This is a genomic window from Vibrio sp. HB236076 (assembly GCF_040957575.1).
Lineage (GTDB): Bacteria > Pseudomonadota > Gammaproteobacteria > Enterobacterales > Vibrionaceae > Vibrio.
The window spans coordinates 2,000,742-2,013,745 of sequence record NZ_CP162601.1 but is presented as its reverse complement, the minus strand read 5'-3'; the positions used below and the strand labels follow the sequence as shown (position 1 = coordinate 2,013,745).

9 protein-coding genes are annotated in these 13,004 nt (G+C 48.4%); 3 read left to right on the top strand and 6 right to left on the bottom strand.

Annotation, left to right across the window (positions count from 1 at the left end; translation table 11 throughout):
- Positions 1-65: 65 nt before the first annotated feature.
- The 6 genes from AB0763_RS08865 to AB0763_RS08840 form a co-directional block, all read right to left on the bottom strand.
- Positions 66-749, bottom strand: a complete 684-nt coding sequence (locus AB0763_RS08865) for an ABC transporter ATP-binding protein (RefSeq protein ID WP_306100391.1) — start codon at positions 747-749, stop codon at positions 66-68.
- Positions 736-1,578: an ABC transporter ATP-binding protein gene (locus AB0763_RS08860; RefSeq protein WP_306100390.1), complete on the bottom strand. Its 843-nt coding sequence runs from the start codon at positions 1,576-1,578 to the stop codon at positions 736-738. The genes AB0763_RS08865 and AB0763_RS08860 overlap by 14 nt, the downstream gene beginning before the upstream one ends.
- Entirely contained in the window at positions 1,568-2,404 is an 837-nt protein-coding gene (locus tag AB0763_RS08855; protein WP_306100389.1) for an ABC transporter permease, read from the bottom strand. Before AB0763_RS08855 ends, AB0763_RS08860 begins: the two co-directional genes overlap by 11 nt.
- A 1-nt stretch (position 2,405) precedes the next feature.
- Complete coding sequence (locus AB0763_RS08850; RefSeq protein WP_306100388.1) at positions 2,406-3,482, bottom strand: ABC transporter permease; 1,077 nt, start codon at positions 3,480-3,482, stop codon at positions 2,406-2,408.
- Entirely contained in the window at positions 3,482-5,059 is a 1,578-nt protein-coding gene (locus AB0763_RS08845; RefSeq protein ID WP_306100387.1) for an ABC transporter substrate-binding protein, read from the bottom strand. Before AB0763_RS08845 ends, AB0763_RS08850 begins: the two co-directional genes overlap by 1 nt.
- 255 nt (positions 5,060-5,314) lie before the next feature.
- Positions 5,315-6,472: a PLP-dependent aminotransferase family protein gene (locus AB0763_RS08840; RefSeq protein WP_306100386.1), complete on the bottom strand. Its 1,158-nt coding sequence runs from the start codon at positions 6,470-6,472 to the stop codon at positions 5,315-5,317.
- Positions 6,473-6,585: 113 nt separating this feature from the next.
- Here AB0763_RS08840 and AB0763_RS08835 point away from each other — a divergent pair, with 113 nt between their 5' ends.
- From AB0763_RS08835 to AB0763_RS08825, 3 genes are all read left to right on the top strand, one after another.
- Entirely contained in the window at positions 6,586-7,458 is an 873-nt protein-coding gene (locus AB0763_RS08835; RefSeq protein WP_306100519.1) for a GyrI-like domain-containing protein, read from the top strand.
- Positions 7,459-7,738: 280 nt separating this feature from the next.
- Positions 7,739-9,826: a bifunctional UDP-sugar hydrolase/5'-nucleotidase gene (locus AB0763_RS08830; RefSeq protein ID WP_306100385.1), complete on the top strand. Its 2,088-nt coding sequence runs from the start codon at positions 7,739-7,741 to the stop codon at positions 9,824-9,826.
- A gap of 126 nt (positions 9,827-9,952) precedes the next feature.
- Entirely contained in the window at positions 9,953-12,880 is a 2,928-nt protein-coding gene (locus AB0763_RS08825; RefSeq protein WP_306100384.1) for an ExeM/NucH family extracellular endonuclease, read from the top strand.
- Positions 12,881-13,004 lie beyond the last annotated feature (124 nt).

The window sequence follows — 13,004 nt, the reverse complement described above, 5'->3', positions numbered from 1 at the left end:
CAAACCTCAGTGTTTGCCTTGCGTTTTTTATGGTCGACTTTAGCTCACAGCTCACGCCAGTTCCCTTAATAATCCACGCGCCGCGTGATTTTCCCGTTGTTCATATGCACAGAACTGTCACACATGTAATCAATGGTATTGGGGTCATGGCTGACTAGGATCATGGTCAGTTGATGTTGCTGCTTGAGGTCGTTGAGCAAGTTTAAAATCTCGGCTTGAACGGACATATCCAGGGCAGATGTCGGCTCGTCGAGTAATAAGAGTTTGGGTTTTAACAGTAAAGCTCGCACAATGGCCACGCGTTGACGCTGACCGCCAGAGAGTTGATGCGGATAGCGTTCGAGCATCGCAGGTGATAAGCCGACTTGCTCAAACAAGACACAAATCTCCTTTCGTCGCTGCGCTTTAGGTAGCCCTTTTAACGGCTCTGACAAAGTGCGATATAGCGTGTGCTTAGGGTGTAAAGAGGCGTAAGGGTCTTGAAAGACCATTTGCACATCTTGTCTCAATTGACCTTTAAAGACTTGTTGCGGCTTTAAATTATGACCGGCTAGCGTGATGTCACCTTGCCAGTGAGGGTTAAGCCCAGCCAATACCCAAAGCAGTGAAGATTTGCCACAGCCCGATGGTCCGACTAAGCCAAAGCACTGGCCGGATTCGACCGTCAGTGAGACTTGGTGAACCACGGTATTGCGTTGCTGGCCATTGACATGAGTGACACTCACGTTCTGTAGGTTAACGGCTGACATAGTTATTCTCCAAAGCGTCGCGATTTAACACCGGTAGGGGCTTGCCACGTTTTTCAAGATGCGGTTGGCAAGACCATAGCGTTTTGGTGTAAGGATGGTTGGCCGTTGGCAGTTGGTCAGCAGGTAACGCGTCTAAAATCTGGCCCTGATACATGACTAAGACGCGATCGCAGTAATTCGCGACTTGTTGCAAGTCATGGCTTATCAGTAATAAACCCATATTGCGCTGCTCAGTCAGGCGGTAAATCAACTCGAGAACTTGATCGCGCATCACGTGATCTAATGCCGAGGTCGGCTCATCGGCAATCAGTAATTTAGGTTGGTTTATCAAGGCAATTGCCAACATCACGCGTTGGCCCATGCCTCCGGATAACTGATGAGGGTAGTTATTTGCCAGTGTTTTGACCTTGGGTAAGCCGACTGCCTCGAGCATGTCATACACCCGCTCTCGTCGCTCTGCTCGGCGCAAGGTTTGATGTAATTTTAACGGTTCTTCAACTTGCTTAAACAAGGTTTTTGAGGGGTTGAGGGCATATTTAGGGTCTTGCAACACCATGGCAACGTCGCGGCCGCGGACACCTTGCCATTGCCTTTCATTCATTGTCAGCAAGGGCGAACCTAACAATTGCGCTTGGTCGGCTTTGGCCTGGCACACCGAGGGCAGTAACCCCATCAAGGTTTTGGCTGTGAGGGACTTACCCGACCCCGACTCGCCGACTAAGGCAACGCGTTCGCGACCTAAGGATAAAGAAAAACCGTCGACGAGTTTGTCACCGGATGGCAGTTGTATCGAGAGGTTATCGATGTCGATAAGAGGATTAGTTTGCATGACGAGGATCCAATTTGTCGCGTAGGCCATCGCCTAATAAGTTAAAGGCGAGACTGGCGAGTAAAATAGCGCACCCCGGGACAGCGGCGACCCACCAATGATCAAAAATAACTCGGCTGCCACTGGCGACCATTGAGCCCCATTCTGCCGTCGGTGGTTGCACGCCCATACCGAGAAACCCAAGCCCCGCCGCGGCTAAAATGATACCGCCGAGGTTGAGCGCCGCGCGCACAATGGCACTGGGCAAACACAAGGGCAGTATATGCCCAGCAATTAAGGGGATCCCATGAATGCCTTGCATTTTAGCGGCTGCAAGATAATCACTTTTTCGCAGTGCTAAGGTCTCGGTACGTGCTTGACGCGCGAACGAAGGCCAACTGGTAAAGGCAAGCGCCAAAGCGCCATTCATTAAACTGGGGCCTAAAATAGACACCAGAGCCAAGGCGATCACTAGGCTTGGCAGTGACATGACAATATCGGTAAACCGCATCAAAATACGCTCAATCCATCCGCCAAAGTAACCGGCACAAATACCAATCAACAGTCCCGTTGGCACCGTTAATACGATCACCAAACTGACCAGGATGAGAGTCGGTCTGGCACCATAGAGCACACGGGTAAACAGATCTCGGCCGAAACGGTCGGTACCAAACCAATGTTGGCTACTCGGGGGCAGTAAACGCTGGGAAATGTCTTGGGCATTGGGGTCAAAATGACTCAGCCAAGGAGCAAATAGGGCAATAAACACCAACAAAGCAACCAAAACGCTGCCGATGGTGAAGGTATTCAAGCGTGGAGCGGCTCGATAGAAATCAGAGATAGACATATTAACGCGTCCTCGGATCGACCCAACGCGTTAACGCATCCGCGATGGCATTGAGTAAGATGAAACAAGTACCGATGAGCAAGGTCGGGCCCAGTACCGCAGAAGTATCTGAGGCAAATAGGGCACTGGTCAGGTAGCGGCCAAGCCCTGGCCAAGCAAAGACCGTTTCTGTCAATACGGCGCCTTCGAGCAAACTGGTGTAAGACAAAGCCAGAATGGTAATTAAAGTGCCCAAAACATTGGGAAAGATATGAATAAAGACAATACGCCAGCGGCTAGCCCCTTTGGCTTTGGCCAGTAAAATGTACTCTTTATTGCTCTCTTCAAGCATGGCAGCGCGCAACAATCGGGTGATAGAAGCCATCGATAGCAAGGCCAACACGGCCACGGGAAGCCATAGGTGAGCAAAAGCATTACCTATGATGTCAAGGTCGCCAGTGCGCAAGGTATCCCAAAGAACAAATCCGCTGTCAAACGCCATGGTATAAGTATAAATATCGTCAAGACGACCAGGGCCTGCCGACCAATGCAGTTTGGCGTAGAACAACAATAAGCCCAACAAGCCGAGCCAAAAAACCGGTACTGAATAGCCGAGTAAGGATATCAATCGTGCGAGATGGTCGAGCACACTACCGGGCTTATACACAGCGAGTATCGCCAAACTGATGCCGAGTATGGCGCCCAGTAGCATCGCAACGGTTGCCAGTTCAATCGTCGCCGGAAAGGCCTGCTTTAAATCTTCTAACACCGGTTGTTGAGTGATCTGTGAAACCCCCAAGTCCCCACGCAGTAATTGACCGACGTAGTGACTAAATTGCACCACAAGTGGTTGATCCAGACCGAGCTCTGCTCTGGCTTGTTGATAAGTGGCCTCACTGGCGTGGTCGCCAACCAGTTGTAATGCAGGATCAATCGGCGCAGCTCGCGACAGTAAGAAGGTGAATATCAACAGGCCAATGATGGTTAACGCAAACGACGCTAACCCGGTGAAGGCTTGTTGAAGACGCAAAAAAAATGGATGCCGACGTGATAAAAAGGGCTGGTGTTGATCACCAGCCTTGGATTGGTATTGTGTCATTATTTTGATACGTTTTGATAGTAAACCATGTCAGGCGTAATGCCCTGAACGTAACCTTGGATGTTGTCACGCAATGCGACTAACTTCTTGTTTTGCAAGCCGACAACAAAAGGTGATTGAGCGCGAACCTCTTTTTGAATGGATTCATACATCTCAGTGCGTTTCACGTCGTCGGTTTCAGCGCGAGCGGCTAAGGTTGCTTTACTGATAGCAGGGATATGCCAATTGGCGCGCCAAGCGAGGGTTTTACTGCCGTTTTCTGGGTTGTAAGCAAACGCCGACGCATTGGTATTGGGATCAAAATAATCGGGGCCCCAGGCGGTGACGGTCGCTTGATACTGATGAGATTTGACATCCGTAGCGATTTGGCTACTCACACCGGGGATGAGCTCAACGTCAATACCGGCTTTGGCAAAACTCGCTTGCAGGGCTTGCGCAATGTCTAAGTAAGGAGGCTGGTTACTGACGGCAAGAGTGAAGTGAGGGTTTTTTATTCCAGCGTTAGCAAGGATCTCACGCGCTTTTTGTGGATCGTACTGATAAGGCTGATCGGTCAATGCACCTTTAAAACCCTGAGGTAAAAACGATTGCTGAACTTGGAATTGACCGTGCATCAAATCTTCTGCAATGCCTTGATAATCAAACGCCCAACGTGCCGCCTGCCAAAACTCTGGCTTGCCCAAATCAGGGTTATCGCGGTTGTCTGCGTTAAACATCAAGTAATACAAAGAGGCATAAGGCAGTGCGAGGGTTTTCACGCCGTCTTTTCCTTGTAGCGATAAGAACTGATCGGAGCCGAGATTGCGAATGATGTCCGCATCGCCCTGTTCAAGCAACAATTGACGTGTTGCGGCATCCGGGACATTTTTCAATAACAAGTATTGGCTTTTCGGTGCCCCAGCCGGTGAACTGGCATTGGCTTCCATCAGAAGGGCTTGGTGAGGAACGTACTTGCGGATTTTGAAAGGGCCGCTGCCCGCAGAATGGGTGTTGAGCCACTGGTGGCCAAGATCGCCGTCTTTTTCATGCGTCAACACCGTTTTTTTATCGACGATAGACGCCGCAGGAGCCGACAGTAAACTGAGGACAAAAGAAGGACCGACATCGGCATCCCAAGTAATGCGCAGCGAGTGATCACCGGTTTTGATGAGATGTTGGTCGACGTTGTCTGGGGTCCAGCCAAGCTGAGTCAAAATAAAGGAAGGGGCCAGATTGAGTTTTACCACACGTGCGAGGCTGAAAATGACATCATCTGCAGTCAGTGGATTTCCAGAAGCAAAGTTCGCATTATCGCGTAAGTTCATGTCAATACTGTGAGCGCTTGTCGTCCAAGTCGTGGCCAACGTTGGCATGAGCTCAGTGGGATTTTGTGGATTAGATTGAACTAAGCGCTGATAGAGGTTGGTAAAACTTTGTACTGATGTTAGCTCGAAACCTTGAGCGGGGTCGAGACTGGTGACATCATCCAAAGATTGTGCGACCACTAAGGTATTATCTGGGGTTTTGGCCAGTAAATTGGCGCTAAATGAGGTACTGACTGCCAAGGCCAACACAGACAAAGAACGAGCTAAGGGCATCGCTATTTCCTTATTTAATTGTAACAAATTATTAAAAGTAACCAATTAATAATGTGATAACAAGCACATAAAGAGTTTTAGCCAAAAGAATAGATAGATCAAAAAAATATAACTTATTTGATATTAACAATAAATAACGATAAAAGCGGTTTCGTGTGGGGGGAATCGGCGGCAAAGTGAAACGAAAAAGCGACGCAGGCTTGGTTTAGGAGCACTCTTTACGTTGTCGAAAGAGTGCTCCTCCTGCCAAGGTGTTTACTGGCTCAATTCGCTGGCTAATACGCGATTGAGTCTACCAGCGGCTTCAATCAACTCTTCAGGCGTGCCATTGGTGAAGTTCAATCGCAAGGCGCTCGGTTGATTTTCTGGATCCGAATAAAAGACGGGACTTGGCACAACCGCGACGCCTTCAGCAAGCAGTGTTTTCGCCAGCGCAAAGGTGTCACATGGCGGTAAGGTTAACCAGACAAACATTCCGCCTTCAATGGCATCGAGTTGACATTGTGCTGGCAAATCTTGGCGCAATGCTGCGAATAGGGTCTCGTAGCGGGCTTGGTATAAATGGCGAATTTTTTCTAAGTGCTCAGGAAACCCTGGGTTGGATAGCAAACCAAGTAAGATGGCTTGCATCGGTACGCTAGAGTGTAAGTCTGCCCCTTGTTTAACTTTAATCATCGGGTCGAGAAAATCAGACTTTCCGGTGACAGAGCCAAGGCGCAATCCCGGCGAAGCAATTTTAGAAAATGAACGCAGTACAATCGCTTGTTGAGGACAAAATTCAGAGACTAAAGGTAAAAAATCACCTTGAAAACGCAATTCACGGTAAGGGACGTCTTCGACAAAGGCGACGTTGTATTGTTGGCACAATGCGGCGACGGCTTGACGAGTATTGAGATCCCAACTGATCCCGGTTGGGTTGTGAAAATCGGGAACCGCGTAAAATAGCTTGGGCTTTTGAGTGCTAAAGACGGTTTCTAGTTGTGCTAAGTCTGGGCCGGTCGGCGTTTGGTCGACGGTAGCGATATTGGCTTGTGCTAAACCAAAGACTTGCGTGGCTCCAAGGTAGCTTGGTGCTTCCATCACAACGACATCGCCTGGGTTAATGTAAGCACGAGCGATCAAATCAAGTCCTTGTTGTGAACCTGTGGTAATCATCACTTGGTGATCGTCTGGCAAAGTGAAGTAATCGCGCAGAAAAGTGATAAGAGGCGCATAACCCGCCGTTGAACCGTACTGAAAAACGTCAGGGGAGGTGATCAATGCTTCAATTGAGCCTTTCATCAGTTCAATCGGAAACGTATCTTCATCGGGTAACCCGCCGGCTAAAGAAATGACATTGTCATTATTGACAGCGGCGAGAATCTCACGAATGTAAGATGAAGGGATGCGTTTTAGCGATGTTGCAATTTCCATGGCAGTTCCTGAACGGTGAAAGGCAAAAAATAGTGGCAACTATCATAACGGCTCTTGCTGAAAGCGATGTGTCCATTTATGCTATTGTCTTTGTCCATTTATGCGATTTCATCATGCCTTCTCTTCACCGTTCTCGGATCAACGACGCGTTATACGAAATACACAAAGACATCGCAAAGCCGTTATCCGCGGCTTATTTAGCTAAGGTGTCGGCTTATTCAGAGGCGCATTTTCACCGAGTATTCAAACAAGTGGTGGGCGAGAGTGTCCATCAGTATGTGCGCCGTGTCCGCATGGAGTTTGCGGCGAATCAGTTGATGTTTGACGGTGAGGCCAATGTCGATGAGATTGCTCAAAAATGCGGTTTTTCATCATTATCTTCATTCAGTCGCGCGTTCAAGGCGACGTTTCATGAAACGCCGGGCCAATGGCGTCAGTCATCAGAGAATCATCGCGTGCCGCTGAGTTTTCGCTTGGATGAGGATAAAGCCCGCCACTACCAAGTCCAGGTGCAAACGCCACTGCCAAGGCCTTCTGTGGTGTTTACTCAACCGCAAATGATGGCCTATGTTCGTCACCGGGGCTACGATCGCGGCATACGTCAAGCCTGGCATCAGCTTTTAGAGTGGGCAGAGCAAGAGCAGCGTTCAGTGACCACTCAAATTGGCTTACATCATTCCAACCCGGCCTGGGTGGCATTAGAACATTGTCATTACGTTGCCTGTATTGCGATTGATAAGCCGGTACGGGTTCGAGGTCAAGTTAATCAACTGATTATCCCCGGAGGCCGACATGCGGTTTTTCACCTTGCCGGAAAGTATGGCGATATGCTGCCAAAGATTGGCCAAATCTTGTCGCAATGGTTACCGCAATCCGGCTTTAAATTAGCAGCCACTCCCGCTTATGCTTGCTATCAAACCAATCACTTCACCGATCCCGATGAGCGCTTTGAACTCGATTTTTATTTGCCCATTACCGGATACTAATCCGATTGCATTATAAAAAAGACAGCGAGTGGCTTAGCTATTTGTTATGCATTTAAGTGCCTATGAGTGGGCTAAAAATAACCGTTAAGCTCAAACTTTGAATGGTGCGTAAACGATTGCGCTCACATATTTGCGACTTAAATATAATAATCAATACAAATATCACCCGATCGTCACATAAGCTTAATCAAGTTGGACCAGTCTTATGGCGCGTTATAAAAATAAGACTTCCACGCAAGGAACGATTAAAAACTAAACTTGGATTAGCTTGGAGATTACGATGATTTTCCCTGAATTTAAAAAGCGTACGCTCGCGAAACTGATTGCAGCATCGCTTTTGGTTACCCCACTGGTTGGGTGCCTAGATGGCGACGATGATGATGACACAACCGAGGAAACGGTCAGTGCCGCCTTTACGTTACAACTTTTACACGTTTCAGATATTGATGGTTCCAATTCTGATGCGCTGGCAAACGTTGGTAATTTTGCCAGCAACCTGGCCGCACTAAAAGCCGATTACCCAGACAACACACTGTTTTTAAGTTCAGGGGATAACTACATTCCAGGCTCTGTCTATGATGCAGCGGATGATGATTCCATGGCCGATGTGTCTAGTATCAACGTACCTGGCGTGGGTCGTGCCCACATTGCTTGGCTCAATGAAATGGGCTTACAAGCTTCTGCCGTTGGTAACCACGACCTCGATGGTGGCACGGCAGAATTTGCTTCAATCATTGCTCAAGAAACCGATGATGAGAGCGGTAATACCTATATTGGCGCTGATTTTCCATACCTAAGCGCCAATATGGATTTTTCTGCTGATGAGAATACCGCTGATTATGTCGTTGATGATATTCAACTTGCCAGTAATATCCCCAATAGCTTAGCGTCTTCAACCATTATTATTGTCGATGGTGAAGCGATTGGTATTGTCGGTGCCACCACGCCAACCGAAGAAGACATTACTTCAACGGGCGATGTGACTGTCACTCCAGAGAGTGATGACACTACGGAACTTGCCGCGATCATTCAAACCGAGGTTGATGCTTTAATTGATCAAGGTGTCAACAAGGTGGTTCTATTAGCGCACATGCAAACCATTTCGGTTGAGCAAGAGCTCGCGACGTTGCTTTCTGGTGTTGACATCATTGTGGCCGGCGGTTCGAACACACTGCTCGCGGATTCCACCGACCGTTTGTTAGACGGTGATACCGCGGCAGATGATTACCCGTTATTTTATCAAGATGTTGATGGCAATGATGTGGCGCTGGTCAACGTTGATGGTGACTATAAATACCTTGGTCGATTGGTGATTGGTTTTGACGAAGACGGTCAAATCATTACCAGCACGGTCGATGCTGATGAAAGTGGCGTGTATGTCAGTGATGATACCATGGTCGCAGAGCTTGGCGGCGCAGCCAACACCGAAGTGGATACGGTAACCGACGCCGTTAGCGACCTATTGCTAGAAGCGGAAGGCAACATTTTTGGTCATACCGACGTGTTCATCAACGGTATTCGCGCACAAGTTCGCTCCGAAGAAACCTCGCTTGGCGACCTGACGGCTGATGCCAACTTGTGGTATGCGCAGCAAGAAATCTCTGACGTGCAAGTGTCGATCAAAAACGGTGGTGGTATTCGCGCCGCCATTGGTTATTACGAATACCCCGCAGGTTCAACCAATGCCGATGATCTTGAGTACTACCCACCGGCAGCCTATGACGCCGCTGGTAAAGCGGAAGGGGACATCTCACAGTACGATATCCAAACGGCGTTGTCGTTTAACAACGAACTGGCTGTGATTGACGTCACCGCGGCAGAGTTAAAAGACCTGGTTGAGCACGCCGTGGCAGCAACCGTATCCGGTGATGAAACTGTTACTGCTGGTCAATTTGGTCAATTTGCGGGCTTGAATTTTACCTATGACCCGAGCTACACCGCGATTGCGACGACACTGGGTGATGACAATACTTACACAGTGGATACCGAGGGCGAACGTGTACGTGAGTTGGTCGTGGGTGATGATGTTGTTGTGAGTGATGGTGTAATACAAGGCGATGAAACTCGCAGCTTTAGTGTTGTGACTCTAAGTTACCTACTTGAGCAAGGCGATGGTTATCCGTTTAGCTGTACTTACAATGGCACCTATTGTACCGATGCCACTTACTTAGCTGGTAATGACGATCAAGCCGCGATGACAGATATTGGCAATGCTGATTTTGCCGATGCCGGTACCGAGCAAGATGCACTGGCAGAGTACTTAGCAGCGTTCTACCCAGATGCGGATAACGCCTTTGATATCGCTGATGACATCTTTGATTCAAGTGTCGTTGATGAGCGTATCATTCGCGACGACAGCACAGAGTAAAGATTGACGCTTAAAACCACCCTATACACTAGGGTGGTTTTTTTTGTCTCAAATTTCCAGATTTGTATATTAATCACTCACAAATAGTCGAAATTTCAATCACTTTGACTATCAAGGAAGACAGTAATGAAAATGACACCTTTAGCCATCGCGGTCGCGGCTAGCCTACCGCTATCTGCTCATGCCGAGTTGATGATCACCGAATACGTTGAAGGCAGTGGCAATAATAAAGCCATTGAACTTTATAACGCGGGTAGCAGTGACCTTGACCTTTCCACCTATTCACTTTCCCGCTACAAAGATGGCGATGAAACCCCCACAGCAATGGTTTCTTTAAGTGGGACATTAAGCGCCGGTGAGTTACTTGTTGTTTACAACAGTTCCGCGGATTTTACCTTAAGCGATGATATCAATACACTGGCGACGTCGACCCTGTATCACAATGGCGGCGATGCCGTTGGTCTGTTTGATGGCGAGACGTTAGTCGACATTGTTGGGGATGTGCCAACAGAAAGCGGTTGGGGCAAAGAAGAAACACTGAGAAAAATCAGCCTCACCGCTGCGACGAGTTATGATGCCAATAATTGGCAAAGTTACGATCAAGATACCTTTGATGGCTTGGGAAATCTTGATGTTGAGGAGACAGAAGAACAAGAGGTCGTTGGCATTGAAACCACCATCATGGCCATCCAAGGCTCGGATTGGAGTTCACCGCTGATTGCCGATGACGCCTATGAATCAGAAGACTATTACCAAGTGACGGGGGTGGTGACGGCGATTCAAACGACCGCCTTAGGCAACGACATCGCTCAAGGTTTCTTCTTACAAGATGTCGATGGCGATGGAGATGCCACCACTTCAGATGGTTTGTTTATCGAATCGGACAGCAGTGAGATAGCCCTTGGCAATACCGTCACTGTGACCGGCAAAGCCTATGAAAACTACGGTTGGACACAGCTAATCGATACCACAATTAATGCCATTGAAGACACTGATGTCAGCGTTGAAGCGGTCGATTTGGTGATGGCAGACAGTGATGAAAGCTTTTCTCAAACGCTAGAGCGTCACGAGGGGATGTTGATTAATCTTACTGCTGAGCAAGAGATGCGTGTGACGCGTACTTACAGTTTTGATTATGATGCCTACCGATACAATATGGTGGCCGCTTATAACCGCGTCAATTTACATCCTAATCAAAATAATGTACCTGGCTCAGATGAGTCCGCTGCTCAAGCGGCGACGAATGCCGACTATCGCTTGTTTATCGAATCGTTTGAAGACGCTGACAACGGGGTAGTGCCTTGGTATCCAGACTTTCTGGTCGAGAGCTCAGTACCGATGGCGGATGGGACCACAACCAGTGATGATTATATTCGCGTTGATGATACCATCGATGGTTTGCAAGGGGTACTGGGTTACTCTTACAGTGAGTACCGACTTTATGTGACCAATGAAGCGACCAGCGACACCTTCATTCACAATAATGATCGCACCACGTCACCTGAGGTTATTGATGGTGATCTTCGCGTTGCCACGTTTAATGTACTCAACTATTTTAACTCGCCATTTGGCGGTGCGCAAAACCCTTACGGCGATAATCGCGGCGCAGAAAGTGCAGAGGAGTTTAGCCGTCAGGGAACCAAAATAGCCAAAGCGATTGTGGCGCTGGATGCAGATATTGTCGGTTTGATGGAAATCGAAAACAACGGCTTTGGTGAGGATTCTGCTATTGCTGATCTCGTGACTAAGATCAATGCACTCATTGAGGATGAAGCGGATCAATACGCGTATATCTCGAGTGATGATTACGATTATATTGGCACTGATGCCATCACCAATAACGTTATCTTTAAACCCAATGTGGTAACCCTTGATACGTTCCGCGTTATCGCGATGCCAGAGCAGCATGCGACAGAAGGGGAAGATGTTGATAACTATCAACGCGATGCCATTACCCCTACCTTTGAAGTGAACGCCACTGGCGATTTGGTCACGGTGTCGGTCAATCACTTTAAATCAAAAGGGTCAACGTGTTGGGAAGACGTTAACTTACAAAATGAAGAGGATGTCGATAACCAAGGCAGCTGTGAAAACTTGCGGGTCTCCGCCGCTCAGCACCTCGGTGAACAAATGGCGCAGATTGATGGTTACAAGCTGATCATGGGCGATCTTAACTCATATGCCAGTGAAGATCCGATTTTGTTGTTAACCGAATTGCCCGATGGTTACACAGTCACGCCAGCGCGCGATACCTTTGTTGGTGATGAAGCAATGGATGGCAGTGATCCTGAAGCGCTTAGTGACGCATTTGGTTATGTGAACGTCATCAAACAGCAACACCCGGAGTCATACAGTTATTCTTACGATGATTACCTTGGCACACTGGATTATATTTTAGCGGATGCTGATACGGCGAGTGTCATCGTTGATGCGATGGATTGGAACATCAACGCGTCTGAGTCAACCTATGTCGATTACACCACAGAGTACTCTGGTGACTTGACTAAATATGACGATATGTATCGCTCCTCCGATCACGACCCAGCGGTGGTGGTATTCTCTTTTAGCTCGGATGAACAAGCCCAGCCGGTCACGCCTCCGTCAGAGCCGATTAACCCGCCAGCAGGTGTTGAAGAGCGCCCAACAGCAGCGATGCTCAATGAGCCGTTAAGTGTGCTGTTCGATTTGACGGTCTTGGGGGATTTTCAGCTCCATACGGGAGACAGTGTTATTTTGACGGCCTCGAAACAATCTACGGTTAGCGCCTTTGCTGCAACTGATGAGGACTCGAGCAGTCAAGTTACTTTAACAGAAGAGTTGATTGAGCAAGGGTGGGTCAGTTTATCGACGACCATGACCGAAGAGGGTGACTATACCTTGACCAAGCAAATCTCAGGTACCGATGGCGATTACGAGTACGAAACGGCGACCATCACCGTTGCCGAAAGCACAACGACCACAACCGACAGTAGCTCAGGAAGTTCGGCCGCCAGTTCGAGCTTATGGGGCTTAGTGCTGATGTCTGCTTTGGCACTGTGGCGTCGACGTCGCTAGGTCAGGATCGCTCCTTATTACTGTAATGACACAAAGCGCAGCCTCGGGCTGCGTTTTTTTTTGTTTTTGGTTCAGAAAATGAAAACAACTTGAACGACCGTTCAAGTTGTGGTTGAATGAACGT

What these genes read in the sequence shown, in the direction of transcription:
- AB0763_RS08835 (WP_306100519.1), top strand. Translation starts at nt 6,586, where the DNA reads ATGCCTTCTCTTCACCGTTCTCGGATCAACGACGCGTTATACGAAATA.
- AB0763_RS08855 (WP_306100389.1), bottom strand. Translation starts at nt 2,404, where the DNA reads ATGTCTATCTCTGATTTCTATCGAGCCGCTCCACGCTTGAATACCTTC.
- AB0763_RS08825 (WP_306100384.1), top strand. Translation starts at nt 9,953, where the DNA reads ATGAAAATGACACCTTTAGCCATCGCGGTCGCGGCTAGCCTACCGCTA.
- AB0763_RS08865 (WP_306100391.1), bottom strand. Translation starts at nt 749, where the DNA reads ATGTCAGCCGTTAACCTACAGAACGTGAGTGTCACTCATGTCAATGGC.
- AB0763_RS08850 (WP_306100388.1), bottom strand. Translation starts at nt 3,482, where the DNA reads ATGACACAATACCAATCCAAGGCTGGTGATCAACACCAGCCCTTTTTA.
- AB0763_RS08860 (WP_306100390.1), bottom strand. Translation starts at nt 1,578, where the DNA reads ATGCAAACTAATCCTCTTATCGACATCGATAACCTCTCGATACAACTG.
- AB0763_RS08830 (WP_306100385.1), top strand. Translation starts at nt 7,739, where the DNA reads ATGATTTTCCCTGAATTTAAAAAGCGTACGCTCGCGAAACTGATTGCA.
- AB0763_RS08840 (WP_306100386.1), bottom strand. Translation starts at nt 6,472, where the DNA reads ATGGAAATTGCAACATCGCTAAAACGCATCCCTTCATCTTACATTCGT.
- AB0763_RS08845 (WP_306100387.1), bottom strand. Translation starts at nt 5,059, where the DNA reads ATGCCCTTAGCTCGTTCTTTGTCTGTGTTGGCCTTGGCAGTCAGTACC.